Source organism: Bacillota bacterium (genome assembly GCA_036504675.1).
In the GTDB taxonomy this organism is placed as follows: domain Bacteria; phylum Bacillota; class Sulfobacillia; order JAJYWN01; family JAJZPE01; genus DASXUT01.
In genome coordinates, this window is the sequence record DASXUT010000052.1 from 1 (window position 1) to 25,219 (window position 25,219).

Annotated in this window: 25 protein-coding genes; 7 read left to right on the top strand and 18 right to left on the bottom strand. The window is 66.6% G+C overall.

The window, feature by feature from the left end:
- The 4 genes from VGL40_03710 to VGL40_03725 form a co-directional block, all read right to left on the bottom strand.
- The coding region (locus VGL40_03710; protein ID HEY3314377.1) for a TIGR03936 family radical SAM-associated protein at positions 1 to 589 on the bottom strand (589 nt) is incomplete at its 3' end.
- Positions 573 to 2,465, bottom strand: a complete 1,893-nt coding sequence (locus VGL40_03715; protein ID HEY3314378.1) for a TIGR03960 family B12-binding radical SAM protein — start codon at positions 2,463 to 2,465, stop codon at positions 573 to 575. The genes VGL40_03710 and VGL40_03715, both read right to left, overlap by 17 nt.
- Before the next feature lie 19 nt (positions 2,466 to 2,484).
- The gene (locus VGL40_03720) at positions 2,485 to 3,384 is read right to left on the bottom strand and encodes a hypothetical protein (protein HEY3314379.1); all 900 of its coding nucleotides are present in this window, start codon (positions 3,382 to 3,384) and stop codon (positions 2,485 to 2,487) included.
- A gap of 22 nt (positions 3,385 to 3,406) precedes the next feature.
- Positions 3,407 to 4,165 (bottom strand): M23 family metallopeptidase, encoded by a 759-nt coding sequence (locus VGL40_03725; protein HEY3314380.1) that lies wholly within the window; start codon positions 4,163 to 4,165, stop codon positions 3,407 to 3,409.
- Between the two features lie 166 nt (positions 4,166 to 4,331).
- On the opposite strand from VGL40_03725, the gene VGL40_03730 reads away from it, so the two are divergent.
- Both VGL40_03730 and VGL40_03735 read left to right on the top strand, forming a co-directional pair.
- The gene (locus VGL40_03730) at positions 4,332 to 5,849 is read left to right on the top strand and encodes a M1 family aminopeptidase (protein ID HEY3314381.1); all 1,518 of its coding nucleotides are present in this window, start codon (positions 4,332 to 4,334) and stop codon (positions 5,847 to 5,849) included.
- Positions 5,850 to 6,033: 184 nt separating this feature from the next.
- On the top strand, positions 6,034 to 7,224 hold the full coding sequence (locus tag VGL40_03735; GenBank protein HEY3314382.1) for a M20/M25/M40 family metallo-hydrolase: 1,191 nt from the start codon (positions 6,034 to 6,036) through the stop codon (positions 7,222 to 7,224).
- On the opposite strand, the gene VGL40_03740 is transcribed toward VGL40_03735, so the two are convergent.
- Complete coding sequence (locus tag VGL40_03740; GenBank protein ID HEY3314383.1) at positions 7,221 to 8,759, bottom strand: amino acid permease; 1,539 nt, start codon at positions 8,757 to 8,759, stop codon at positions 7,221 to 7,223. The two genes, VGL40_03735 and VGL40_03740, sit on opposite strands and share 4 nt — an antisense overlap.
- Before the next feature lie 162 nt (positions 8,760 to 8,921).
- On the opposite strand from VGL40_03740, the gene VGL40_03745 reads away from it, so the two are divergent.
- The 5 genes from VGL40_03745 (at position 8,922) to VGL40_03765 (ending at position 12,558) form a co-directional block, all read left to right on the top strand.
- The gene (locus tag VGL40_03745; protein ID HEY3314384.1) at positions 8,922 to 9,035 is read left to right on the top strand and encodes a rubredoxin; all 114 of its coding nucleotides are present in this window, start codon (positions 8,922 to 8,924) and stop codon (positions 9,033 to 9,035) included.
- A gap of 292 nt (positions 9,036 to 9,327) precedes the next feature.
- Positions 9,328 to 10,014: an SUMF1/EgtB/PvdO family nonheme iron enzyme gene (locus tag VGL40_03750; GenBank protein HEY3314385.1), complete on the top strand. Its 687-nt coding sequence runs from the start codon at positions 9,328 to 9,330 to the stop codon at positions 10,012 to 10,014.
- A gap of 15 nt (positions 10,015 to 10,029) precedes the next feature.
- Positions 10,030 to 10,647: a hypothetical protein gene (locus tag VGL40_03755; GenBank protein ID HEY3314386.1), complete on the top strand. Its 618-nt coding sequence runs from the start codon at positions 10,030 to 10,032 to the stop codon at positions 10,645 to 10,647.
- Between the two features lie 397 nt (positions 10,648 to 11,044).
- Positions 11,045 to 11,434, top strand: a complete 390-nt coding sequence (locus VGL40_03760) for a hypothetical protein (GenBank protein HEY3314387.1) — start codon at positions 11,045 to 11,047, stop codon at positions 11,432 to 11,434.
- A gap of 203 nt (positions 11,435 to 11,637) precedes the next feature.
- Positions 11,638 to 12,558: a protoheme IX farnesyltransferase gene (locus tag VGL40_03765; GenBank protein ID HEY3314388.1), complete on the top strand. Its 921-nt coding sequence runs from the start codon at positions 11,638 to 11,640 to the stop codon at positions 12,556 to 12,558.
- A gap of 136 nt (positions 12,559 to 12,694) precedes the next feature.
- On the opposite strand, the gene rodA is transcribed toward VGL40_03765, so the two are convergent.
- The 13 genes from rodA to VGL40_03830 all read right to left on the bottom strand — a co-directional run bounded on the left by rodA (position 12,695) and on the right by VGL40_03830 (position 24,953).
- Entirely contained in the window at positions 12,695 to 13,843 is a 1,149-nt protein-coding gene (rodA, locus tag VGL40_03770; GenBank protein ID HEY3314389.1) for a rod shape-determining protein RodA, read from the bottom strand.
- A gap of 44 nt (positions 13,844 to 13,887) precedes the next feature.
- Positions 13,888 to 14,946, bottom strand: a complete 1,059-nt coding sequence (locus tag VGL40_03775; GenBank protein HEY3314390.1) for a hypothetical protein — start codon at positions 14,944 to 14,946, stop codon at positions 13,888 to 13,890.
- Positions 14,947 to 14,970: 24 nt separating this feature from the next.
- Positions 14,971 to 15,765, bottom strand: a complete 795-nt coding sequence (gene minD, locus VGL40_03780) for a septum site-determining protein MinD (GenBank protein HEY3314391.1) — start codon at positions 15,763 to 15,765, stop codon at positions 14,971 to 14,973.
- A 12-nt stretch (positions 15,766 to 15,777) separates the two neighbouring features.
- Positions 15,778 to 16,833: a septum site-determining protein MinC gene (gene minC / locus VGL40_03785; GenBank protein HEY3314392.1), complete on the bottom strand. Its 1,056-nt coding sequence runs from the start codon at positions 16,831 to 16,833 to the stop codon at positions 15,778 to 15,780.
- A 353-nt stretch (positions 16,834 to 17,186) separates the two neighbouring features.
- Positions 17,187 to 19,145, bottom strand: coding sequence for a penicillin-binding protein 2 (mrdA, locus tag VGL40_03790; GenBank protein ID HEY3314393.1), 1,959 nt, complete (start codon positions 19,143 to 19,145; stop codon positions 17,187 to 17,189).
- A 43-nt stretch (positions 19,146 to 19,188) separates the two neighbouring features.
- Positions 19,189 to 19,701 carry a rod shape-determining protein MreD gene (gene mreD / locus VGL40_03795; protein HEY3314394.1) on the bottom strand — a complete coding sequence of 171 codons (513 nt, stop codon included), beginning with the start codon at positions 19,699 to 19,701 and terminating at the stop codon, positions 19,189 to 19,191.
- Complete coding sequence (mreC, locus tag VGL40_03800; protein HEY3314395.1) at positions 19,698 to 20,552, bottom strand: rod shape-determining protein MreC; 855 nt, start codon at positions 20,550 to 20,552, stop codon at positions 19,698 to 19,700. Before mreC ends, mreD begins: the two co-directional genes overlap by 4 nt.
- A gap of 28 nt (positions 20,553 to 20,580) precedes the next feature.
- Positions 20,581 to 21,618: a rod shape-determining protein gene (locus tag VGL40_03805; GenBank protein ID HEY3314396.1), complete on the bottom strand. Its 1,038-nt coding sequence runs from the start codon at positions 21,616 to 21,618 to the stop codon at positions 20,581 to 20,583.
- A 94-nt stretch (positions 21,619 to 21,712) separates the two neighbouring features.
- On the bottom strand, positions 21,713 to 22,396 hold the full coding sequence (gene radC, locus VGL40_03810; GenBank protein ID HEY3314397.1) for a DNA repair protein RadC: 684 nt from the start codon (positions 22,394 to 22,396) through the stop codon (positions 21,713 to 21,715).
- 113 nt (positions 22,397 to 22,509) lie between these two features.
- Positions 22,510 to 23,085: a Maf family protein gene (locus VGL40_03815; protein HEY3314398.1), complete on the bottom strand. Its 576-nt coding sequence runs from the start codon at positions 23,083 to 23,085 to the stop codon at positions 22,510 to 22,512.
- Positions 23,086 to 23,107: 22 nt separating this feature from the next.
- Complete coding sequence (locus VGL40_03820) at positions 23,108 to 23,338, bottom strand: DUF4321 domain-containing protein (protein ID HEY3314399.1); 231 nt, start codon at positions 23,336 to 23,338, stop codon at positions 23,108 to 23,110.
- Between the two features lie 150 nt (positions 23,339 to 23,488).
- Positions 23,489 to 24,388: an SPOR domain-containing protein gene (locus VGL40_03825; GenBank protein HEY3314400.1), complete on the bottom strand. Its 900-nt coding sequence runs from the start codon at positions 24,386 to 24,388 to the stop codon at positions 23,489 to 23,491.
- A 139-nt stretch (positions 24,389 to 24,527) separates the two neighbouring features.
- Positions 24,528 to 24,953 carry a protease complex subunit PrcB family protein gene (locus VGL40_03830; GenBank protein HEY3314401.1) on the bottom strand — a complete coding sequence of 142 codons (426 nt, stop codon included), beginning with the start codon at positions 24,951 to 24,953 and terminating at the stop codon, positions 24,528 to 24,530.
- Positions 24,954 to 25,219: the final 266 nt, after the last annotated feature.

Sequence of the window (25,219 nt, forward strand, 5' to 3'; positions counted from 1 at the left end):
CGTCGGTGGGCCGGGCCGTCCCGTTCTGGCCGGCCGAGAGGACCATTGTCAGCCGCCCATCCTCCCAGCGAAGGTCGTGCACGAGCGGCCTCAAATCCATTTCTCTCTCGCCCTTGTCAGTCCTTCTGACGACGGGAACTGCCTCAGCTTCCTTGAAGAGGTCGATCGCCCGGCGGACGGCGGCCTCGTCGACCGGACCGGCCGGCCCGGACCCGGATGACCCCCCGCCCCCCGACGGCCGGGCCTCGTAGGTTGCCCCGGAGACCTCCGCCGCCGGGTTCGGCGCCTCGGCCGCGACCTCGCGGGCCCTGGTCGCCCGAAGGCCCTCGGACATGGCCGCGTTGACCCGCCGGACGAAGTCCTCAGGGGCCACCGGCTCGTTCAGGGTGACCTCGATGATCTCGGCCCGCCCGGTCAGACCCACGGCCAGGCTGGAGGCCAGAGACATCTTGGGGTGGGGATTGAAGCCCTGGGAAAACGTCACCGGAAGGTCGGCGCGGCGCATCGCCCGTTCCCAGGCCCGCATCGTGTCCAGGTGAGAGACGAAACGGACCCGGTCGCCCTTGATGAACTCAGCCCTGATTCGCACCCGCGCCCACACCGCCCTTTATCGTCAGGTCAGCGCCGAGGTTGGGGCAGGCTCCGCAGAGGGTGCAGCCCGCCGCCCGGCAGTCCGGGGTAGTCTCGCCGGCCATGGCCCGGCGGTGTTCGTCGATGAAGAACTCGCGGGTGACGCCGGAAGTCAGATGGTCCCAGGGAAGGACCTCGTCATAGGCCCGCGGCCGGTTGGCGTAGGAAGCCGGGTCGAGCCCGGCTTCCTGGAAGGCGGCCAGCCAGGCGTCGAACCGGAATTGGTCGGACCACGAGTCGAAGCGGCAGCCCAACCGGTGGGCCGCGAGGAGGACCCGACCCAGCCGCCGATCGCCGCGGGCGAAGACCCCCTCGATGAAGCTGACCCTGGCGTCGTGCCAGTTGAGGTCGGCCAGGCGGGGCGGCAGGTTCCGGCGCAGGAAATCCTGCTTGCGGCGAAGGGTTTCGAGGGTGTCCTGGGGTTCCCACTGGAACGGGGTGTGGGCCTTGGGCACGAAGGACGAGACGCTGACCGTCAACCGTAGGTTGCGCCGGTTGCCGCGGGGCCCCCGCTGTTCGCTGGTGGCTTCCTGGTAGACCCGGGCGATCTTGCGGGCCAGGTCGACGATGCCGGCCAGGTCGGCCTCAGTCTCGGTCGGCAGACCAATCATGAAGTAGAGCTTGAGGCCATTCCACCCGGCCGAGAAGGCGGCCCTGGCCGTCCGCATCAGGTCTTCCTCGGTGACACCCTTGTTGATGACATCCCTCAGCCGCTGGGTGCCGGCCTCGGGGGCGAAGGTCAAGCCGGTCTTGCGGACCTTCTGAACCTCCCGGGCCAGGTTCACGTCAAAGGCGTCGACCCGCAGGGAGGGCAGGGAGACGCCGACCCCGGCCGGCCCATGGTCCTCGATGAGGGCGTGGAGGGCCTCGCCGATGGCGCTGTAATCCGTGGTGCTCAATGAAGTCAATGATATCTCGTTGTATCCGGTCCTTCGGACAAGGTCTGCGGCCAGGGACTTAACCTTCCCGGCCGACCGTTCCCTGACCGGCCGGTAGATGGCTCCCGCCTGGCAGAAACGGCAACCCCGGGTGCACCCCCGGAAGACCTCGATCATGATCCGGTCGTGGACGATGTCCAGGAACGGCACGATCGGCCTGGTCGGGTAGTCCAGCTCATCGAGGTCTTTGACGACGCGCTTTTGGACGACCGTGGGGACGCCGGGACGGTTCGGAATGATGGCCTCGATCCGCCCGTCGGGCGCGTAGGTCACGTCGTAGAAAGCCGGCACGTAGACGCCGGGGATGGCCGCCGTCCGGGCCAGGAAGGCAAGGCGGTCGGCCGGGCGCCCCTCCCCCCGCCATTTCTTGTAAGCGTCGACGATTTCGTGGACGACCTCCTCGCCCTCACCGAGGACGATGAAATCGAAGAACCCCGCCACGGGTTCGGGGTTGAAGGCGCAGGGCCCTCCGGCGATGACGAAGGGGTCTTGCGGCCCCCGGTCGGCCGCCAGGAGTGGAATCCCGGCGAGGTCCAGAAGGTTCAGGATGTTGGAGAAGCTCATCTCGTACTGGAGGGTGACCCCGACGAGATCGAATTCCCGCACCGGCCGCCTTGATTCGAGGGCGAAGAGGGGCAGCCCGTGCCCCCTCATCACGGCCTCCATGTCCACCCAGGGCACGAAGACCCGTTCGGCGGCCGTATCCGGACGCCGGTTCAACTCGTGGTAGAGCAGGCGCAGTCCGAGGTGGGACATGCCGACCTCGTAGACGTCGGGGAAGGCCAAGGCGAAAAGAACCTCGACTGAGTCGTGGTCCTTCCGGACTTCGTTCCATTCCCCCCCCGTATAGCGGGCGGGCTTCTGGACCTGGCTGAGGAGATGTTCGAATTGGACCATATGAGCCTATTATAACCTATCAGCAGCCTCCCCTGCCATCAGGCGGCGGCGATAGCAGCGAGGCCAAGGTGGCATTGAACGCGTTGGCCTCCAGCGCCTCCAGAACCTGAGCCTCGGTGAGGACCCCGAGGCGCCCGAGAGTGACCGGGTCAAGGACGGCGACGACCTGAAAGGCGTGGGGTTCGAAGGACTTGAGGACCTCCTTGACCGTCCGGTCGCCCAGGGCGACCAGGAGGTTTCCGCGCAGGACGCCCCCCGACCGGAGCTCCACCCGGCGTCGAAAGAGCTGCGTGTAAGCTTGGTAGACCAGGGCGTCGCGCTCCAAGACGGCGGCGGCCAGGATGAAGAACCCCGCCGCCGCCAGTCCGGCCGTCGCCCGACCGAGGACCATGCCGGCCGGCCCGGCGACGATCAGCCCAGTCCCGATGACCGCCCCGGCCCGATGGAGGAGGGCCGTCGCCCGCCGGTAGCCGAGCCTCGGGGACAACAGGGCCCGGCCGAGCCGCCCACCGTCGAGGGGCAGGGCCGGGACCAGGTTGATGGCGATCATGGCCAGATTGAAACGCCAGAAGAAGGCGTACAGGGAGGGGTCGAGGAGGCCGCCGCGGTCGGCCAAGCCACCCAGGGCGATGAGGATGAGATTGCCAATGGGCCCTGAGGCGGCCAGAAGGCCCTCGGAGAAGGCATCGGCCGGTGGCGTGTCGTTTCGGGCCACCCCTCCGAAAGGCCAGAGGGTTATCCGTTCGATTTCGGCCCGGACCGCCTTGCCCGCGACGAGGTGACCGACCTCGTGGGTCAGGAGGGCGCCCAGGACGACCAGGGCCTCACGGGGATAGCCGGCCAGGGCAACCACCGCAAGCAGCCCGAGAAAGAGCGGGTGGGCGGCGATGGACGTCCCAAAGAGGGTGAAAAGGTGCATCCTCGGTCATCGGGGCCCGGCCCTAGCTACCTGGGCTGATGGGCAGCCACGGCGAGGGGTCGACGGCCTTTCCGTTGACCCTGACCTCGAAGTGCAGGCTCGGCCCGTCAGCGTCGCCGGTCTGGCCGACCTTCCCGATCACCTGGCCCGGCAGGACCTCCTGTCGCTCCTGGACGTTGGTCTCCGAACACTGGGCGTAGAGGGTCGTCAGCCCGCGCCCGTGGTCGACGACGACCACCCGGCCGTACCCGTCGTCCAGCCCCACCTTGGTCACCTGGCCGGCCAGGGCGGCGACGATGTCAGTCCCTGTCGGGGCGGCGATGTCCAGGCCCGAGTGCTGCTCGGTCTTACCGGCCGCGGCCCGGACCCCGAAGGTCGAAGTGACGGTGCCCTCCACCGGGAGGACCATCTGGTGGTCGGCCGGGGCCGGCTTCTCCAGATGCAGAAAGGAGCGGAGCCGTTCGAGCCACGGGTCCACCACCTCGGACAGGTTGCGCCCACCGATGGTCTGCATCGAGGGCAGCTTGGCCCAGGCGTTCTTGAAGTCGTAGTCGGTCCCGATAGTGTACCGCACGGCCTGCATGGCCACCCCTACCGGTCGGTACTTCTCGAGTGACTTTCCGACCAGGGCCAGGGCCAGAATGGCCAGGCAGATGAGGGTTTGACGGACCCACAACGGACCCGTGAGCCTGAGTCTCCAGTTCCAGTGCCAACCGCCTTCGGCCGTCCGCAACTCCCGGACCCGGGTCCGCATCCGGCGTCTCAGCCGCTGCCAGCGCATTAGGGTCGCCTCCAGTCGCCAAAAACGCGAGCCTGGACTATTCTCGACTATTTATATTGGCCCGTCCCTCACTTTAGACCCCGGGAGACGCTCGCTCGCCTGATTAGCTAACCTCAACGGCTTCTTTGGGGGAGCCGATGGCACAGGCAGATAACCTCTTTTCGGGGTGATTGGTCTGCGTCGAGCCCTGAAAGTAACCGCCGTCCTCGTCTTCACCATGACCTTCCTGCTTGCGGCGGCCCTGGGGGGCGCCGCCCTGGCCTTCCTCCAGCCCGGCCTATCCGGCCACGCCGCCGGGCTGCTGGCGGTGGCCACCGGGGCCCTGGATCGTCTGGCCAAGCCGGCGGCGGCGGAGAGCCACCAAACGAGCCTGGGTCCCGACGGCTACGAAATCGAAGCCATCCTCGGCGTCGACCAGTTGGTCGCCGGCCGGGTGACGGTCACCTACACCAACCAGAGCCAGACGGCTCTGGATCGTTTGGTTTTCCACCTCCCGCGGGGCCTTCAGACCATCGCCCTCGAGGAGGTCTCGGGGGCCGAGGCCGGTTCGCCGGAACGCGTCGGCCTGACCTTGACCGTCCCCCTCACCGGCCGACTGGGGCCGAGCGGGCAGGTCAAGGTGGTCCTTCGGTACTCGACCTTCCTGGCCCAGAGCCGCAAACGCCAGGGGATCTCCGGCGGGGGTGGCGTCTGGCTGGTCAACGACTGGTACCCGAGCCTCGACGTGTTTGACGGGGAACGGTGGCACAGCGGGCAGGGGGCCGCTTTCGGCGACTACTCCTTCCTGGCGGCCGCACCGTACAAGGTCCGCTTGACGACTCCCCCGGGCCTGGCCGTCTTCGGACCGTATGGGGATCGAGGGCTGCCGGTCGTGGGCGATGAAACCAGCCAGACCGTGACCCTCGAGACCGGCAAGGTCCGGGAGTGCGCCCTGGTCCTGACGATGAGCCACGAGACCATGGTCGAGATGGGCCGGACCGACCCGACCGTGGTCGCCCTCTACCTGCCCGGCCACGAGGCGGGGGCTCGGGCGGCCATCGGGGCGGCCAGGCGCTCGCTGGACCTGTATACTCGGCTCTTCGGACCCTACCCGGGGCGGTCGTTCCTGGTCGTCGAGGCCCCCATCACGGATTTCAAGGGAGTCGAGTTCCCCGGCTTCATCCTCCTCTCGACGGCCGAATTCGAGCGACCGGCCGAGGTGGAGGCGGTGGTCGCCCACGAGGTCGCCCACCAATGGTGGTACAACCTGGTCGGCAGCGACCAACTCGAGGAGCCGTGGGTCGACGAGGCTCTGGCCGGCTACTCGACGGTGCTCTACTACGAGAAGGAGTACGGCCCGGCCGCGGGTCAGTCCGTGCTGGCCGGTGGGGCCTTCGGGCTCTATCGCTCGCGGCGGAGCGCCTACCCACAGTCCTCCGTGGCCAAGCCCCTGTCCGCCTTCGCCACCGACGAGGAGTACAAGATGATGGCTTACGGGCGCGGGGGCCTGTTCATCGGGGCCCTCCGCCAGACCCTCGGCGACGAAGGCTTCTTCACCTTCCTGCGGAACCTGGCGACCAACTACGCCGGTGGGTACCTCAGCGAGGCGAGCCTGCGCCAGGAGGGCGAGGCCATCGCCGGTCGCAGCCTGAGCACCCTGTTCGACCAATGGCTTAGGGCGCCCGATGGCCGGTTCGACCCGTAAGCAAGGCGGATGCCAAGAGGCAGACAATCGGCCGGCCCACGGGGGCCGGCCTTATCTTCGCTGACCGCTTATGGATTGGCCGCGGGTGGACCGGCCTCTGGCAGAAGGGACCAAGCGCCCAGAATCAACTCGTCCGTCCCTGGCTAACCTTGCTCCAGCGGGCTTTTCGAAGGGAGCGCGAAGGGTGAGCGTAAACGATAAACGGCTGCTTCAAACCTTCCTGGACCTGGTCAAGATAAGCAGCCCCTCCCGACGGGAGGGGCGCTTGGCCGCCGAACTCAAATCCCGCCTAGAGGACCTCGGCCTGAAGGTGCGGGTTGACCAGGCCGGCAGCACTTTCGGCGGGGAGGCCGGCAATGTCTTCGGCCGGTGGCCGGCCGATGCCGACCGCGGCCAGGGCAGCGGCGGCCAGGGCGGCAGCAACGGTCATCAAGGCCCGAACGCCCGGCCGGCCCCTGGGCCGATCCTGCTCTGTGCGCACATGGATACGGTCCGCCCGACCGAAGGCCTGGAGCCGAGGGTCGAGGGGGGCATCGTCCGCAGCGACGGGCGGCACATCCTGGGGGCAGACGACAAGGGCGGGATCGCCGCCATCCTCGAGGGGCTGACCGCCATCCATCAGGCCAAGCTCCCCCACCCCGAGGTCCGCGTCCTCTTCACGGTGGGCGAGGAGGTCGGCCTCCTGGGGGCCAAGTCCGCCGCCGATGAGGCCGGCGAGGCCGGGTTCGCCTTCGTCTTGGACAGCGGCAGTCAGGTCGGGACGATCATCGTCGAAACCCCATCGACCTATGCCCTGAAGATCAAGGTGATCGGCCGGGCGGCCCACGCCGGGGTCGAGCCGGAAAAAGGGGTCAATGCCATCCACGTGGCCGCCAAGGCCGTGGCCGCTTTACCCACCGGGCGGATCGACCCGATCACGACGATCAACTTTGGGATCATCGAGGGCGGGACGGCGACCAATATCGTCCCCCCTGAGGCTACCGTGGAGTTGGAGGCCCGCAGCCGCGACCGGGCGGCCCTGGACGGGCTGATCGAGCGGGTCGAAGCGACCTTCCGTCGGGAAGCGAATTCGGCCGGGGCCCGCGTGAACATCGACAAGCGGCTCGACTTCGAGGGCTTCAAGCTCGATCCGGAGGACGCGGTCGTCGGGGTGGCGGGCGCCGCGGTCAGGAGGGTCGGCCTTCAGCCGGGGCTGGTGCCCCGGGGGGGTGGCAGCGACGCCAACGTCTTCAACGCCCACGGGCTGCCGGCGGTCAACCTGGGGGTTGGTCCGAGCGACGAGCACACCGACCAGGAAAGCCTGGCCGTGGATCAACTGGTCAAGGCGGCCGAGTTGGTGGTGGCCCTGATCGAGGTCAGCGCCGGGGGCCGCTAGGCGGGCGGCCGGTTCTCGCCGGGTCGACCTTCGCGGGGTCCGCCTTCGCCGGGTCCGCCTTCGCGGGGCTCCGCGTCCTTGGGCCACAGGCCGAAGAACCCGGCCAGGTCCAGTCCGGAGGAAGTCCGTGCGGCCGGGCTCGCCTCCCCAACCGCGCCGGCTGCCCGACCCGCCTCCCCGCGGGCGGCGGCTCGGCTCCTCGCCGGGGTGACGATCAGCCAGTAATAGCCGGTGACCCCGGCGACCACGGCCGCCCCGGAGACGAACCCGATCCTCTCCCCCGGCACGAAGTAGATGGCGAAGATGATGGCGGCCATGGAAATGATGGCCGCCCAAGTCGTATAGGGGTAGCCCGGCATCCGGTAGGCGATGGCCCGCGGGTTGGCGGCCGTCATCTTCGGTCGGAAGTACAGGTGGGTCAGGGCGATCATCAGCCAGGTGAACATCACCCCGAAGGAAGACATCGCCGTGATGTATAGGAAAGCCGTGCGCGGCGAGAGGTAGTAAATGAGGACGGCTCCATAGAGCGTGACGGTGCTGAGGACGACCGCGTTGGACGGGACCCGCCGCCGGTTGAGGACGGCCAGGATGGCCGGGGCCTCGCCCTCCTCGGCCATGTTGAAGAGGATCCTGGAGGCCGTGTAGAGCCCGGAGTTCATGCTCGAGAGGGCGGCCGTGATGACGACGAAGTTCATCACGTTGGCCGCGCCCGGGATGCCCAGAAGTTCGTAGACGGTGACGAAGGGACTCCCCCGCAGTCCGACCTCGTTCCACGGGATGACTCCGACGAGGATGGCGATGGAGCCGATGTAGAGGATGAGCGTTCGGAGGACCAACCCATCCAGGGCGCGGGGCACGTCGCGCTTCGGGTTAGTCGACTCGCCGGCGGCCACGCCGATGATCTCCGTGCCGCCGTAGGCGAACATGACCATGACCATGGCCAGGAGCAGCCCGGGAACTCCCCGCGGAAGGAAACCGCCGCGGCCGATATAGTTGACCGCCCCGACCCGCGCTCCCGGAAAGACGCCGAGGATGAAGGCCCCGCCGAGGCCGATGAAGGCGACGATGGCGACCACCTTGACCATCGAGAACCAGAACTCGAACTCCCCGAAGGACCCCACCGACCGCAGGTTGACAAGGGTCATGGCCATGGCGAAGACCAGGCCGAAGACCCAGCTGTAGTTATGGGGGACCCAGAAGTCCATGTAGGTAGTAGCGGCGACGATCTCCGCCGACATGATGGCCACCCATGACAGCCAGTAGACCCAGCCGGTGAGGAAGCCGGCGAAGGGGTGCAGATAGCGTCCGGCATAGTGGCGGAAGGACCCCGGGGAAGGTTCGGCCACGGACATCTCGGCCAGGGCCATCATCACCAGGAGCATGATCACTCCGCCCAGGGCGTAGGAGATTATCACCGCCGGCCCGGCCAGACTGACGGCGGTGGCGCTGCCGAGGAACATGCCCACGCCGATGACCCCGCCGATCGAGATCATCCCGAGTTGCCTGGAGTTGAGCCCCTTCTTCAGACCAGCCACCCGACCGCCTCCTGAAAGCCGCGGCCCTCTGGCGTGGCCGCCTCAGGTGGTTAGGCTGCGTCCCCGACGGGGGGCCTATGCGGATCGGCGGCAGGGGAAGGCGCGGCGAACAGAGAACATACACGGCGGCGTCACAATCCGTTACCGGGAGGTGAGTGACGAATGGCCGTCTGGAAATGCAAGAAGTGCGGACACGAGAAGGAAGGCCGCTGCAAGCCGAAGAGCTGCCCACAGTGCTCAGGGAAGGACACCTTCACCAAGAAGGAAGAGAAATGAACCAGGCGCGCGACGCAAGGCCGGGCCATCCAAGGACCCGGCCTTGCACCGTCCGTGGGCCTGATTCAGCTGAGCTAAGCACACCACGGCCGGGTCCCTCGTCACTCAACCGGTCCACTCCGACAGCAGCCGTAGGAACGGCACAGCCTGAACTCCCGGGCCGTGCGCCGCGGGACCTGACCCTCGACGAGATGGCCTCCCTTCTTGGGACCACCCACGAGGTCGTCTGCCGGCTCTTGTATCGGCTGGCCCGGCTCGGGGGCCAGGAAGGTTCCCGGTCGGAAGGGCGAAATTGACAACAGTCAATGAACATCGTGCCGCCGCGTACTATGATGAGTCGGGGCGCCGAGGAGGTGGCGGCTACTACCCCGGTGACACCTTCCTGGGCAAGAAGCACGAGAAGGAGATCAAAGCCGGGCAGTGGCCGCTGTACTACTTCTCCGATAAGGCGGCCCGGATCACTTACGACGGCCGGCGTTTCTCCGCCAAGCCCGGGTATGAGAACCACCCCGTGACCATGGTCACCTGGTTCGGGGCCAGGACCTACGCCGACTTCCATGGCTGGCGTCTGCCGACCGAGGCGGAATGGGAGAAGGCGGCCAGAGGGACCGATGGGCGACCGTACCCGTGGGGCGAGGGTATCAGCCCGGCCAACGCCAACTACTACCACAGCCGTGACCCCTTCGAGGCGCCGGGAAGGGTCGGCGACACGACCCCGGTCGGCTTCTACGACGGAAGGACTTACGGGGACTTCAAGACCGCCGACTCCCGCAGTCCCTACGGGCTCTATGACATGGCCGGCAACGTCGACGAGTGGACGGCCGACGTCTACGCCTGGACCCACCTCCGCTACCTGCGCGGCGGACACAAGGGAGACCACCCTCCGGACCTACGGGTGTGGGCCAGAAGCAGCGCCGTCCCCGACTTTGGTGGTCCCAGCATCGGGTTCCGTTGCGTCCGCAGTGTCCCCCAGAATTGAAGGGAGGGTCCTGAGATGACGTCCCTCGACCGGCTGATCCTCTTACTTACCGGGTTGCTCGCCCTGTACCTGGCCGTTCACTTCCTCCAGCGCCGTCAATCGCCCGCCGACCGCCGTTTCCCCCTCTACTACTTCGTCGCCTTCGCCGTTCTGCTGGTGGCCGGCCTATTGCTGATCTTCCTCGGCTACGGAGTACTGGCCAACCCCCTCGTGGTCATCGTCGCCGCCTTCATCCCGCTGGCTCTGTCGGCGGGGCTGGTGGCTCAACTCTACCCCAAGTATGAGCCGGCCTACCTGATCTTCGCCATCGTCGGCCTGGCGGCCATCGCTGTCACCCGTTTCGTCGGCCCCTCCGGCCTGGCCACGGCGGTCCTGGCCGTCGTCCACGGGGTGGCCGGCCTGACCATCTTCTTCGCCCCGCTGGCCACCTGCCTGGCCGGCCAGCGCCCCTGGAGCTTTGCCCTGGTCACCGTCGGCGGAACGCTGATCGGCATCGGCGGCCTGGCCCTGGCCTTCCTCAAGGCCGGTAAGCCAATCCTGCCCGCCACCTTCATCTTCGCCATCCTGGCTCCCCTGCTGCTGCTGATGACCGGCAGCTTTGCCTGGGGGCTCATCAAAGGCGGGCGCTCGTAGAGCCTGGCTTCGGCCCTTCCCACCAGTTAGCCGCCCTGGTTTGCGTACCGGGGGGCTCTTCTTTTCGGCCTGAAGCCGGAGCTTGCCGAGGTCTCGCCGGCGACTACTGGAGGAAAGGCCCCGCGGCCCGTCGAATGGGGCCAGCGGGGTTTTAAGGCACCTTCAGACTCATTCGGGAATCGGTCTTGCCGGCCAACCAGCTAGGACGGGAAGGGGTCAACTTGCCAACGTCCGCAGCGGTCCCGAACCGATGCAGCGAATGCCCGATCGCCACGGGGACCAACCATGCCGACCTGGCCCTGCCCCGGGCCCTCCAAACCGAGCTCGACGAGTTCAGCGCGTTGGAGCATTTCCCGGCCGGCGCGTCCATCGTCCGCCAGGGGGATGAGGTGCGTGGATGGCACATCGTCCGCGAGGGATGGCCAGGGTGGTCATCGTCGATGAAGGTGGAAATGAGCAGACCGTCCGATTCGCCTATCCGGGGCAACTCATCGGCGGCTGCGCCCACGGCCGAGCCCAGACCTACTGCTACTCGGCCGAGGCGGTCATCGGTCTGCTCATCGCCGATCTGGCCAACGCCTACCGGCGACTCCACGACCTCGCCACGGCCACGGCCCACGAGCGGCTGCCCCAGGTCCTGATGGAAATCACCGACGCCCACAACCGCGGCGGGCGCGGGATCCAGGCCCGAGAGGGGCCACGACCGGGGTCGTACTGTATCGTCCTGCCCCGCCAGCAGCTGGCCGACATGCTCGGGGTGACCAAGGAGACCGCGGTCAGGCCCTGACGGCCCTGAAAAAGCGCGGTCTGGTCCATACCCAGGGGAAGACGATCTTCGTTCCCGACGTCGAAGCCCTCCGCCGATCGAGCGGGGAATCCGCCCGAGCCGTGAGGCGATGATCGGCGGACCGCCGGTTGACTTTGGTCAATGAACCGGGGTCCCTTCATGGACTATGCTCAAATCGAGGGACGAGAGGAGGCGCCGGCGGCATGCTCGAAAATGTGGCCGAAAGGACGGCCGGGCCGGTCGGACCGGCGGCTGACGTCATGGGCAAGGTCAAGGCTCTGGCCGAGGCGGCGAAGTTGAAGTCGGTCGTCCTCCTGACCTTCGTCGGCTTTGCGGGGGGCGTCTACGCGGCCGCCGGCGACCTCCGCAACCCGGCTCTGTGGCTGGGCACTCTGGCCGTGGCCATCGGCAGCATGGGGACCAACGGCATCACCGGCTTCATCGACCGGCGGATGGACGCCATCATGGCTCGGACGAAGAGCCGGCCGGTCCCCGAAGGGCGGCTGACCCCTCGTGAATCGCTGATCTTCGGCCTGGTGATGGTGGCGGTCAGCCTCCTGCCGGCCCTCGCCACGGGCCACCCCTGGAGCCTCTTCTGGCTGCTCTTCGGGATCCTTGACACGACCCTGATCTACAACGGCTGGTCCAAGCCCAGGACCCCGTGGAATGTCGTCCTGGGCTCACCGGCGGGCGGAGCGACGATTATGGTCGTCACCTCGGCGGTCACCGGCCAGGCTCTCGGCCTGGTCCCGTTCACCCTGGCGGCTCTGGTCGTCGCCTGGACCCCCGTCCACATCTGGAGCCTGGCCATCCTCCACGTAGATGACTACCGCGCGGCCGACGTGCCGATGCTTCCCGTGGTCTATGGGGTCGACCGCGCGGCCCGCTGCGCCGCCGCCTCGAGCCTGTTCTTGTGCGGTTTTGGCCTGGTCCTGCCGATCATCGCCCGGTTCAATCCGGCCGGGCTGGTCATCAGCCTGATCCTGCCGATCCCGGTGGTCGTCTACAGCCTGATCGTCGGTCACCAACCGGACCCCCGCAAGGCTTATGCCCTGTTCAAGCTGTCCAGTCCGTACCTGGCGGCGGTCTTCCTGTTGCTGATCTGGCAGGCCTTGCTCCGCTAGACCTGGGGACCTGGGACCGGAAAGACCATCGGACCGGTAGAACATGGGCCGAGAGAGCCCAAAAGCCCTTCCCGCATAGGCGCGGAAGGGCTTTGTCGTGTCTCCATGGCTTGATCCGGCGGGCCTGGGCCCAGACTCAGAACAGGATCTTCTGCCGCCGCATCCCGACGTTGAGGAGCAGCCCGATGGCCGCGGCGTTGGCCAGGAGCGAGCTCCCCCCGGCACTCATGAAGGGTAGGGGGATGCCGGTCACCGGCATGATCCCGGCGACCATCCCCACGTTGACCAGGACGTGGAAGGTGAGCATCGTGACCACTCCGGCGGCCAGAAGCGTGCCCAAAGTGTCCTTGGCGTGAGCCATGATCTGGATGCCGCGGAAGATGATGAAGGCATAGACAACCAGCAGGCCGATGGCCCCGAGAAAACCGAGTTCCTCGCTGACGACGGCGAAGATGAAGTCGGTGTGCTGCTCGGGAAGGAAGTTGAGCTGGTTCTGGGTCCCGGCGAAAAGCCCCTTCCCGAAGAGGCCCCCGGATCCAACGGCGATCTTCGACTGGATGATGTGGTACCCAGACCCGAGCGGGTCGATGCTCGGGTCGATGAAGACCACCAGCCGCTTCATCTGGTAATCCCTGAGGAAGTTGCGGATAATCGGCAGGTCGATGGTATAACGGAAGTGCAGGAAGAGAATGGCCGCCACGACCAGCAGCCCCGCCCCGGCGATGGTCGCCAGCTGACGGGCTCTGGCGCCGGCCATGTACAGCATCCCGAAGAGGATGGCCACGAAGACCAGGGAGGTGCCCAAGTCCGGTTGGCGCAGGACGAGGACGACCGGGATGGCGGCATAGATGAAGGGGCCGATCAGGTCCTGCGGTCGCCCCAGGCGCCCTTCACGCCGCCTGAGGAAGCCCGCCAGGGTGATGATGATCAGGACCTTGCCGATCTCGGATGGCTGTAGCCGGAAGAAACCGATGTCGATCCAGCGCTGCCCGCCCAGCGCCGAGCGGCCGACGAAGGCGACCACGAGCAGACCGGCCAGGTTCAGTCCGTACAAGACGTTGGCCAGGCGGCCGAAGAAGCCGTAGTCGAAGAACTGGATCATGAGGATGGCTACCAGACCGAGGGCGGCGAAGAGAATCTGTCGCTTGACGTAGTACAGCGGATCGGCCGAGACATCGCCGGACCGAGTGGCGCTGCCGATGATCAGGATGCCGAAGATCATCAGCATGATCACCGCCATCAGCAGAGGATAGTCCAGGTTGCGCCAGAGCCGGCGTTCGAACATGGGGAACGGCGCCTGCCTTCTTATGTCGACCTACAACCCAGCTATTATTCTCTTTTCTTGTCTCCTTTACCTCCCGGCAAAAGTAGTTGTGGCGCCGATTTTCGGTGCTTCGACTTGGCCGGCGGCGCGGCGCCATCCACCTTCGGTTGGACCGTAATCGACTTGGCGAAGCTTTCAAAGGGTTTGGCCGAGTCGATCCCCGGCCTGATCAGGGTATCAATGGGCTTACTCGAGCTGATGATCGCTCTGGTCAGGCTGTCGAGCGGCTTGGTCACAAGGCTGGAAGGTTTCGGAAGGAGGCCCGCCGGCTTTGGACCGCCGTTGGCCTTGGGGGCTTCCCAGGCCGGCGTGGGAACACCCCCGAAGGTCCCCAGAGACTTGGGCGGAGTCGCGTTCTTGCTGGCCATCCGGGGGGTCTTGGTGGTCTGCGTCGGCGGCGCCGGACTGACCTTGGCCTGAGGCGGCTTGAAGGGGTCCGGACCGTGAGTCGACCTGGCCGCGGGAGCCGGGGCCAGGGTCGTCGCCGCCACCTCGGAATCGGCTGAGGCCACGATGACCGCCTTTGCGGGCTCGGCCGGGGGCATCCCCTTGACCGGCCCATTGGAAACGGGCTGCCTGGATGGATCACTCTGGTCGGAGGGCGGACCCATGGCCTTGTTCGTGTTGAGGGCCATGGGCTGGGGCGGGTTGGCTGAGATGGTGCCATTCCCGGCCTTTCCTGGGGCAACTGGCGCGCTCGGCGCCGCGGCTGCGGTGACCGCCGAGGGCGCGGGCGGCCCCCCAACCACCTCGGCCGCCGTCGTCAGAACCACCGCCGGCTTGGGCGAAGCCTGTTCGATGATCACCTTGGTAGGTGCCGGGTGGTCCGACGGAGGAGGCGGCGCGACGCCCTTCGGCGCCGTGGGGGCCGCGGGCTCGGCCGCCTGGATTGGCCCGGGCTCGCCGCTCACCTTCGCATCGGTCGCCTTCTTGGCCAGGCGAACCGCCCGGTCGCCCCAGCACTCGGCCCGGTCGTGAGCCAGGACCCAGCGCAGCCGGTCGACGGCCATCTGGCCGGCTGTCTTGGTCTCGGCCTTCCGGCGGGCGCGGAGGAATTCAAACATGTCGGAGCCCTCCCGTCCCGCAGTTTATCGCCCGCCGATGAACCGTCTGATGGCGCCCACGAAACCGGTTCCGGTCTCCAGGCTCATCATCGGCACGGTTTCCCCGCACAACCTTCGGGCCATGTTCCGATAGGCTTCGGCGGCCCGTGAGGTCCGGCTGGTGATGACCGGGTCGCCTCGGTTGCCCGACGTGATGGCGGCCTCGTCCTCGGGGACCACCCCGAGGAGATCGACGGCCAGGATGTCGGTGATGTCGTCGATGTCCATCATGTCTCCGTGGCGAACCATCGTCGGCCTGACCCGGTTGACCACCAGATAGGGGTGTTTGAAGCCGGCGGCTTCGAGCAGGCCGATGACCCGGTCGGCGTCGCGGACGGCGGCGATCTCCGGGGTGGTCACGACAATGGCCTGCTGGGCGCCGGCCATGGCGTTCCGGAAACCTTGTTCAATCCCCGCCGGCGAGTCGATGATCACCATGTCGAAGTCCCGGCGGAGTTCGCCGCAGAGCTTCCGCATCTGGTCCGGGCTGATCGCGCTCTTGTCCTTGGTCTGCGAGGCCGGCAGAAGCTGGAGCCCCTCGAACCGCTTGTCCTTGATGAGGGCTTGCTTCACTCGGCAAAAACCCTCGGCGACGTCGGCAATGTCGTACACGATCCGGTTCTCGAGCCCCAGAGCCAAGTCGAGGTTGCGCAGACCGATGTCCCCGTCCAACAGGGCGACCTTTTTGCCGAGCATCGCCAAGCCGGCACCCAGATTGGCCGTGGTCGTGGTCTTCCCGACCCCGCCCTTGCCCGATGTCACCACGATGACGTCTCCCAAGGTCCCAACCTCCTATTCCCCAAGTCCGTGATAGGGTTCAATGACCACGACCCCGTTTCTCACCTTGGCCAGTTCCGGGGTCTCAGGGGCACCGGCCTCTCCGTCGGGGGCCCGGGCGATGTGATTCCCGATTCGCAGTTGCGTCGGCCGAAGGCGGAAGGCAGCCACGACCGCCAGATCGTTCCCACCGGCCCCGGCGTGAGCGATCCCTCTGAGCACGCCCAGGACGATGATGTCGCCGCCGGCGATGACCTCTCCGCCGGGGTTGACGTCGCCGATGATGGTGACGTGGCCAGGGTAGTGGATGACCTGGCCCGAGCGAAGAGTCCGCCGCATGACCATCGCCTCGTCATCTGGCGGGGGCGCCCCGGCCTCCGCGGGCGCGGGCGGTAGGTCGGCCGCCTTCTCCCCGGCCAGTCGGGGCCTCGCCCGGCCGGACTGGATGGTGAAAAGGGGACCCGGCCCGGCGGGAAAGGCGTCGTCAAAGCGCTCCCCGGGCCTCGTCGGGGGCTCACTCTTGGCCGGGGTTTCGACCCTGGGGGTGGCGATGGCTTTCGCGGGCCCGTCCGACCTCGTCGAGACATCAACCTTGGGCGGGGCTTCGGGCTTCGGCTCGATCGGCGGCTTCGGCACCGTCGGCGGCAAGACTGGCGGTGCGCTCGGTTCAGTCCGAACCGTCACCACCGTGGTCGCGGCGACCTCGGCCGCCGCCGAAGGCCTGGGCGTCGCCTTGAACGGGCCGGTTGCGCTGGTCAGCGCGCTCGGCACCAGCTCGCTGACGGGCTCTTGGGCCTGAGGCGGTCGCTTGTACAGGATCTCTTCGCTCTGACCGTGGATGATGTGGATCACCCCGGTCACCGGGTCGAGGATCTTCTTGATCCTCTTGAGTTGATCCGAGTCCAAGAGGCGCCGGCCGAAGTCCAGGTTGAGGCGCTCGCCGTCGCCGACCCCCTCGGCGGTGATGAGCCGCTCCAGCCGCGAACGGACCTTGCTGAAGGATTCCCGCTCGTCGATGGTCACCAGGCTCCCGCCCTTTTGGCTCTCCACCGTGATCCCGTCGCGTTTCATCCGTACGGCCCCTTCCCTGATTTCCCGGGAGGTTCGTCCGTCCAAAGACCCGGCTCCCCTCGCTCCCGGCCAGTCATCACCCTTTCAACTCGGCCTTTGATTCGGGAAACCAGCTTCCAACTCCTTCCAAGAACTATGCTGAATGATGTAGCTTGGGACCGTTTCGTTCTTTCCATAAGGACAAGAAGGGACAAGCCCAATGGCTTGTCCCTAGCATTTACGGAGCCCTTCTTAGCGGGTTGACCGGAACTACCTTCGACCAAGGCCGAAAGCCAAGGCTGGGCCGGATTCCTCTCCGCGGCCTGCCCTGAGCCGGCGATGCTTGCTGTAGCAGCGATTACCCGAAGCGGAGGCTAAGGCGTCGTGACCGAGCCGGTTGGCTGCGGTGCGGTTTGACTTGGCGTTTGCTGCTCGTTCGACGGCTGGTCGGCTGGAGTCGAATCAGTGGGCGGCGTGGTCACAGGATTCGGGGCCTGATCCGCGGCCGGGGCGGTTGGGTTCACGGATGTGTCAACCTCCGGCTTGGCGAGGTGGAAGTACTGGTCGAAGACCGCCTTGACGACCGGGCCGGCCGAACTTGAGCCGTGGCCGGCATTCTCGACGACTACGGCGACGGCGATCTCCGGGTCATCATAGGGAGCGAAGGCGACGTACCAACCATGCGTCTCCACGCCGCGATTCTCCGCCGAACCGGTCTTGCCGCCGGTCTTGATCGGGTAGTTGGCGAACAGCCAAGCGGCAGTGCCCTCCGGCCCCATGTTCGCGCCGAGCATTCCCTGGCGGACGGTGGCCCACGTCTCCGGAGAGGCCTCGACCCGCCCGACCTCTTGGGGCTTGTTGTCGACGACGATCTTGCCGTCCTGTTGGATCACTTGCTTGACGATGTAAGGCTGGTAACGGATCCCCCCGTTGGCCACGATGGCGACGTACGAGGCCATCTGGATCGGGGTGAAGGCGTGGAAACCCTGTCCGATGGCCGAGCTATCCTGGTCGGCCAGATACCAACGCTTGTCGGTCAAGTCCTTGACCGAGTCGGGGCCGGCCACGCTCCCGGCCGCTTCGCCGGGAAGATCGATCCCCGTCTTCTGGCCGAGGCCGAACTTGACCGCCCAATCGTGTAAGAGATATTGCCCCTTCTGGTAGAGTCGGGTCCCCATCTCGTAGAAAAAGATGTTGCAGGAGACCTCGAAGGCCCGGTACATGTTGACCAGCCCGTGGCCCTGCGGCACCCAGCACTTCTGTCTGGTCAGGGAATAGACGCCGGGGTCGAACACGGTGTCCTGGGGGGTGACCACCTTCTCCTCGAGGGCGGCGACGGCGGTGACCATCTTGAAGGTCGATCCCGGTGGGTAGAGGCCGGAGATGGCGAAGTCATTCAGGGCGCGCTTCTTCAGGATATCGGCGTACTGCTGGGTGCTGATACCCGAGGCGAAGAGGTTCGGGTCGAAAGCCGGCCGGCTGGCCAGGGCCAGGACCTCACCGGTCTTGACGTTGAGGACCACCGCCGCGCCTACTCCCGTCTGAGTCTTGCCCTGTTTCTGCAGGTTGTCGATGGACGCGTCGAGGGCCTTCTCAGTCACCTTCTGGAGTTCGGAGTCGATGGTCAGGATGACGTTGTCGCCCGGCGCCGGGTCGATCTGTCCGAGGGTGGCCACCGGCCGCCCGCGAACGTCGACCTCGACCAGCCGGCCGCCGTCAACGCCCCGGAGGTACCGGTCAAGGGTCTTCTCCAGACCAGACTGGCCGACGATGTCGCCGGGTTGGTAGAACTTGTCCTTGTCCGCCGCCAGTTGCTCGGCGTTGATCTCGCCGACATACCCCAGGATATGCGCCGCCGACGTGCCCTCCAGGTAGTCCCGGATCGGCTGGACGTCGACGATAACTCCGGGCAGCTCGCTCTTGAGCTCTTCAAGCCGGGTGTGTTCCTCGGGGCTGAGATTGGTCTTCAGGCGGACCGGTTCGAAGGGCCGGCCGGCCTGGGCGGCCATCTCCTTCCTGATGTCGGCGACGCTCATCCCGATGATGCCGGACAGGCGGCTCAAGACCTCGTCGGAAGTGGCCGCGGGGGAGGGGGTGATCGAAACGGTGAAGGCCGGCCGGCTGGTCACCATGACCGTGCCGTAACGGTCATAGAAAAGCCCGCGCGGGGCGGCGATCGGCAGCCGTCGGATGCGGTTGCCCTCGGCCAACCGTTCGTACTGGCGTCCTTGGACCAGTTGCATGTAGGCCAGGCGGCTGCCCAGCACAACGAAGACGATCAGGACGACCAGGGTGAATAGGTTAACCCGCCGCTCGAGCTCGCGGGAGATCATGGCGGATCCTCCAGTGTGGTGACCGGCGAACTGACGGTGGCCCTCAGAGCTTGGTGGCCATGCCGCTTTCCGTCTCTTTCTTCAGCCGGCGCAGGGGCCGGTAGACGATGGGGGCGATGATGGCGTTGTAAACGGCGGCCGGAAGGATGACGTTGGTGAAGGTCTTCCCCAGGGAGGGGTTGGCCCCAAAGGCCTTGAGGAGCAATCCCAGGATGGTCTCACCGACCAGGGTGGCCGCGAAGCTGGTGGCCATCGGGACCAGGAAGGGCTCCCGGTAGACCCGGGTCTCGACCAGCCCGGCCAGGAACCCGGCCAGCATGCGGGTGAGGCCGAAAAGGCCGATGTAATGGCCGATGAAGAGGTCCTCCAGGAGGCCGCCGAAGAGCCCGGCCACGGCCCCGTAGTTCGGACCGTAGAGCAGGCCGCCGAGAATGGCGACGACCAGGATGAGGTCGGGCTTGACCCAGTGGACGGCGACGAAGGGAACGACCGTCAACTGCAGAAGGAAGGCGCCGATCAGGGCCGCGGGGAAGGCCCACCAGCGGGAGACCCTCATGGCTGCGACCCCGGGACCGGCCCCACGACCCCGGCGTCCTGGATGACCAAGACCTCGTCGAGGTGGCTGAAATCGGCGTTCGGCTTGACGTCGGCGAACTTGACCAGTCCGAACTCCCCTTGCTCGACCCGGGTGACCCGTCCGAGGGGCAACCCGCTCGGGAAAACCCCGCCTAACCCGGACGAGATGATGTCGTCGCCGACCTCGACCCGGGCGTCCCGGGAGAAGAACTTGATCTGGAGCTTGCCGGCCGCGCCGGCCGCGCCCAGGAGCACGCCGGCGTCCCTGGTCCGCTGGACCAGGCCGCCGACCCCGCTCTCCGGGTCGAGGAGGAGGAGGACAGTCGAGGTGGTGTCGGTGACCTTGACCAGTTTGCCGACAAGACCGCCGGGGGTCATCACCGGCATGTCCTTGTCCAAGCCGGACGAGCGGCCTTTGTCGATGACCACCTGGGAGAACCAGCTGTCGGGGTTGCGAGCGATGACCCGGGCGGCCACGGTCTTCATCGGACTGGCCGCCTTGAATTCGAGGAGGGCCCTCAGGCGTTCGTTCTCAACGGCCAACTCATAAAGGCGAGTCTGGAGGACCTCATAGTTGCCCAGGTCCGTCTTCAGCCGCCGGTTCTCGGCCCTGGTCGAACGCAGCTCGCCCAGGCCGAGGATCCAGCTTCTGACGCCGGTGGCCAGCCCATAGCCCCACCGTTCGACGGGGGCCATCACCTCGGCGGCCCGTTGTTCAAAGTAGGTGAGGTGGTCCCGTTCCCGGCTGGTGACGTTCATCAGCGCAACCAGGACGATGACCACCCCGACGGCCGCGATGAATCTGGCGTTACGGCGAAAGAAGCGGGCCAAGACGATCAATCCCCCGATGGTCCCTGGGTCAGCTGGCCTTCCTCGTGGTGATCAGGATCCGCCGGAGGGTTTCAATCTCTTCCAGGACTTTCCCTGCTCCGCGGACGACCCCTAGGAGGGGTTCGTCGGAAACGTGGACCGGCATGCCGGTCTCCTTGGAGACCAAGGTGTCGATGCCCTTGAGGAGGGACCCGCCGCCGGTCATGTAGATGCCCCGGTCCATGATGTCCGAGGCCAGCTCGGGCGGGGTCCGCTCGAGGGTCACCTTGATCGCCTCGACGATCGAATCGATCGGCTCCTGGAGGGCCTTCTGGACCTCGTCAGACGAGATCTTGAGCGTCCGCGGCAGGCCGGTGACCAGGTCGCGTCCACGGACCTCGGTCTCTTCCTTCTGAGCGCCGGGGTAAGCCGAGGCGATGCGGATCTTGACCTCTTCGGCGGTGCGCTCCCCGACAAGGAGGTTATAGTTGCGCTTGATGTAGTTGACGATGGCTTCGTCCATCTCGTCGCCGGCCACCCGGATCGACCGGCTGGTGACGATCCCGCCGAGGGAGATGATGGCCACCTCGGTGGTCCCGCCGCCGATGTCGACGATCATGTTCCCGGTTGGCTCGTGAACCGGCAGCCCGGCCCCGATGGCCGCGGCCATCGGTTCCTCGATGAGATGGGCCTCGCGGGCCCCGGCCTGGAGGGTGGCGTCGGTGACCGCCCTGGCCTCGACCTCGGTAACCCCGGACGGCACGGCGATGACGACTCGCGGCCGAACCAGCATCCGCCCCTGTTGAGCCTTGTTGATGAAGTAGCGGAGCATGGTCTGGGTGACGTCGAAGTCGGCGATGACCCCGTCCTTCATCGGCCGAATGGCGACGATGTTCCCGGGCGTCCGGCCGATCATCTTCTTGGCCTCGTCACCGACCGCCAGGACCTGCCTGGTCTCGCTGTGGAGGGCCACCACCGACGGCTCCTGCATGACGACCCCCTTGCCCCTCACGTAGACGAGGGTATTGGCGGTGCCCAAGTCGATCCCCATGTCGCGAGAAAAGTAGTTGTAGATGAATCCAAACATCTCTCTGACCGCCTCTCACCTGGCAACCCAGGTAGGTTGTCCCACCGGGGCCGGGGCGGGAGCGCCGTGCCCGGGCGGTGGCCGTTTTGCTTATCTAAAGCAGAGATTTCTCCCGAAAACTGACGTACCTATTGTCACCGACGACGATGTGATCAAGCACTTCGATCCCCAGGAGCCTCCCGGCTTCGCAGAGCCGCTTGGTGACGTCGATGTCTTCGCGGCTGGGAGCGGGGTCGCCGCTCGGATGATTGTGGGCCAGGATGACCGCGGCGGCGTTGCGCCTGATCGGGCCCTTGAAGATGTCCCTCGGGTGGACCACCGAGGACGACAAACCCCCGACGGAGACCAGCTCCACCCCCAAGACATGGTGCTTGGTATTGAGCAGGACCACCAGGAAATGCTCCTGCTCCTGATAACGGAGGCGTTCGGCGACGACGGCTTCGGCGTCCTTGGGCGACCGGATGGCCGCCCGCGATCCTTGGCCGGCGGTCAGCCGTCTCCCGAGTTCCAGGGCCGCCTTGACCTGAACCGCCTTGACCTGGCCGATCCCGCCGACGGCGGCCAGTTCCTCGATCCTGGCATTGACCAGGTACCGCAGTCCCTCCGGATCGAGGGAGAGGACCCGCCTGGCCACGTCGACGGCCGTCTCCGAACGGGTGCCGGTCCGGATGACGATGGCCAGGAGTTCGGCCTCGCTCAGGGCGTCGGGGCCCTGAGCCAGGAAACGCTCCACGGGCCGCTCGGCCGCCGGGAGCTCGCGCAGGGTCATCGGGCTCATATACCCACCTCCCCAGGGTTCTCGCCCTAGAGAGGCTTGGCGCCCTAGAGCCACGGGTCCTCGTCAGTCGCGGACACCGCGGGTCCCACGTGAGTCCATCGCCGGGCTTGTCCTCAGAGCAGGTGAACGCCGAACTCGCTTAGCATCCGGTCCAGCCGGACCAGGGGCAAACCAACGACGTTAAAGTAGCAGCCCTCGATTCGTTCCACCAGGAGGCTGCCCAGCCCTTGGATGGCGTAGGCGCCGGCCTTGTCGTCGGGCTCGCCCGAAGCGGCGTACCGTTCGATTTCACCCGCACTCAGGGAGCGGATCCAGACGGCCGTCTCTTCGTGGCCGACGACTTCACGGCCGCCGGCCGCATCGACGACGGCCACCCCGGTGATCACTTGGTGTCGCCGACCGGCCAGGAGGCCGAGCATCATCCGGGCTTCCTTACGGTCCATGGGCTTCCCGAGGATGGCCGAGCCGACGACGACGATGGTGTCGGCCCCGATGACCAGCCCCGCCCGGCGGGACGCGGCCACCGCCCTGGCCTTGGTCAGGGCCAGGGCCCTCGCCTGTTGGACAGGCGTGCCCTCAATGAGCTTCTCGTCGACCTCGCTGGCGACGACCTCGAAGGGGATGCCGATCTGCTCCAGGAGCGTCCGACGTCGCGGCGAGGTGGAAGCCAGGATCAGCTGAATGTCCATCGGTGTAGCGCTCGTGGCCTGATTAGAAGCGACTCCAGGCGAACAGCCCGAGGAGCAGCCCGACCAGACCGACCAGATTGAGGTGCAGGGTCAGGCCGAAGGTCAAGGTGAAGAACTCGGCCGCCAGCTTGAATGGCGGCTCGATCCCGGCACTGAGGGATCTCGCCAGCACCGGGACGACCCCACCGGCCAGGGTGCCGATCAGGTTCCCCAGCCAGCCCCCGACCAGGAGCAGGACTACCAGTAGGAACAAGCTTTTACCGCGACGCGTCGCTGATTACCTCCTTAGGCCGGAGGCCTCTTGTTTCTATCTTCTGCCAAACCTGGAATCCTTATGCAGCCCCGACTTGGAGCCCGACATTGGCATGGCCCTCCGTCCGGTTGCCTCACTGACTTGTTCCCGTCACTTGTTGCCGTCCCAGGCCAGGGCGGCGAGGAACCCTTCGACGGCGGCCATGTAAGCGGAGACCGAGTGGTTATAGTCCCCCGTGGTCCCCGACGTAACGAAGGCGGAAATGGCTTCAAGGCTCGCCTTGGCCAGCTTCGCGGCGTCCGAGGCGCGGCCGCCGAGGGAGGTCAGGTCGGCCGGGGCGGCCGCCTGGCCGAGTTCTTGCGCGGCCTGGTCGATCTTATTCCGCCACGGGTCTGACTTGGTCTTCAACCCCGGTCGGTCGATCTTCTTGAGCTGGTAGGCGTCGAACCATCCAGCCTCGGCGGTCACGAGGCCGCCGATCTCAGTCAGGGCCGACTTGACCCGGTCGAGGTAGACGGCATCCGAGCCGCGCCAGGTCTTCGGTGTGGCGGCGATGGACAGGGAGGTCATGAAGCCGCCCAGGCCGGCTTGCTTCAACGACGCCCCGTAGGTTGTACCGACGGACTTGTCCGACCACGCGCCAACCCTGACCTTGTAGGTCGGGGGCGAGGAGGGCAGGCAGATGACGTAGGCCGGGTGTCCTTTGCCCTGAAGCCTGGACGCTTCGGCCTGGGCCGAGCGATCCTTGTCGAGGGCCGCCGCCTGGAACGAATAGAGGGTCAGGGCCGGGGGCGAAAAGGTGATCGCTCCCGGCGCGGCGGTTGACACCGATGCGCCGCCGGTCGAGGTGCCGCCGCCGGCACCACTCTTCTGGCTATTATCCGAGCCCTTGGCGGGCGCCTGGACGACGGCCGGATTCCTCGTGGTGATCGCGGTGAAGAGCCGCCAGCCCAGGTAGAACCCGGAGAGCCCGGCGATCACCGTCAAGACGGCGATGACCGAGAAGAGCCGGTACTTCCGCCGGGACTTTCGCGAGACCCGGGATCGCACGGACAACACCTCCGCCTGAGGCCGCAGACAGCAGGAATAGACGGGCGGCGAGGTGATGTTCGTAGCTCATTACGCCGCACCTTCGGTCAATTCCTCTTAGAAAACCCTGGTTTATTGCGGTATCGTTGGCAATAAGGTCCTACCCGGCCGAGACCCCGACCCCTCGTTGGGTGGCCAGCGTCTTGCCATCGGTGCCGATGAAGCGGATCGACATCCGCCCCAGCCCTTCCGGCAGCTGCGACCGTTCGATGAGCCCGACGGCCCGCGGGTAGGTGATGACCGCGGCGGTCATCACCCCCGGCGCCGGATCCTCGAAGTCGACTTTGACGACCAGGGCCCCGCGGTCCAGGGCCACTCCGGCAATGGCGACCCCGAAGCCGGCCGACGGGCAGGCCCCGCGGTGGGCGACGACCACGGCATCCCGCTGGAAGTCGATGACTGGCGAGTAGTCTTGCAGTCTGTAGGCTTCAATGAAGGACGGCTCGTCCAAAAAGAGAGCGTAGAAAGGGTGCCGGGGCTCGGTGTGACCGTGACACACGGTCCAATGGTAGGGGCGGATGTCCACACCATCACCTTCGTTCCCGTTCCTGGGTATTACCCTACACCCGGGGCAATTCCTTCATCCCCTCTAAATCTAGTCGGCGTCCCACCTCCGTAGACCAAGGGCAGTCTGACGTCGCTTCTTGGGTCTTGCCGGCCGGGGAGCCAGGGGACGCGGGGCCAACGAGAAGGGTGCTCCTGATGATAAGAATCGGCCTCCTGAGCGCGGTAGTGTCCGTACCCGGCCGGGTGGAGGCGAAATCCGAAGTCGTGGTCTTCGAAGCCCCAGCC

What these genes read in the sequence shown, in the direction of transcription:
- VGL40_03745 (HEY3314384.1), top strand. Translation starts at nt 8,922, where the DNA reads ATGGCCGTCTGGAAATGCAAGAAGTGCGGACACGAGAAGGAAGGCCGC.
- VGL40_03725 (HEY3314380.1), bottom strand. Translation starts at nt 4,165, where the DNA reads ATGCGCTGGCAGCGGCTGAGACGCCGGATGCGGACCCGGGTCCGGGAG.
- VGL40_03805 (HEY3314396.1), bottom strand. Translation starts at nt 21,618, where the DNA reads ATGTTTGGATTCATCTACAACTACTTTTCTCGCGACATGGGGATCGAC.
- VGL40_03765 (HEY3314388.1), top strand. Translation starts at nt 11,638, where the DNA reads ATGCTCGAAAATGTGGCCGAAAGGACGGCCGGGCCGGTCGGACCGGCG.
- rodA (HEY3314389.1), bottom strand. Translation starts at nt 13,843, where the DNA reads ATGTTCGAACGCCGGCTCTGGCGCAACCTGGACTATCCTCTGCTGATG.
- VGL40_03755 (HEY3314386.1), top strand. Translation starts at nt 10,030, where the DNA reads ATGACGTCCCTCGACCGGCTGATCCTCTTACTTACCGGGTTGCTCGCC.
- VGL40_03760 (HEY3314387.1), top strand. Translation starts at nt 11,045, where the DNA reads ATGGCACATCGTCCGCGAGGGATGGCCAGGGTGGTCATCGTCGATGAA.
- VGL40_03720 (HEY3314379.1), bottom strand. Translation starts at nt 3,384, where the DNA reads ATGCACCTTTTCACCCTCTTTGGGACGTCCATCGCCGCCCACCCGCTC.
- minC (HEY3314392.1), bottom strand. Translation starts at nt 16,833, where the DNA reads ATGAAACGCGACGGGATCACGGTGGAGAGCCAAAAGGGCGGGAGCCTG.
- VGL40_03715 (HEY3314378.1), bottom strand. Translation starts at nt 2,465, where the DNA reads ATGGTCCAATTCGAACATCTCCTCAGCCAGGTCCAGAAGCCCGCCCGC.
- mrdA (HEY3314393.1), bottom strand. Translation starts at nt 19,145, where the DNA reads ATGATCTCCCGCGAGCTCGAGCGGCGGGTTAACCTATTCACCCTGGTC.
- mreD (HEY3314394.1), bottom strand. Translation starts at nt 19,701, where the DNA reads ATGAGGGTCTCCCGCTGGTGGGCCTTCCCCGCGGCCCTGATCGGCGCC.
- radC (HEY3314397.1), bottom strand. Translation starts at nt 22,396, where the DNA reads ATGAGCCCGATGACCCTGCGCGAGCTCCCGGCGGCCGAGCGGCCCGTG.
- VGL40_03775 (HEY3314390.1), bottom strand. Translation starts at nt 14,946, where the DNA reads ATGTTTGAATTCCTCCGCGCCCGCCGGAAGGCCGAGACCAAGACAGCC.
- VGL40_03815 (HEY3314398.1), bottom strand. Translation starts at nt 23,085, where the DNA reads ATGGACATTCAGCTGATCCTGGCTTCCACCTCGCCGCGACGTCGGACG.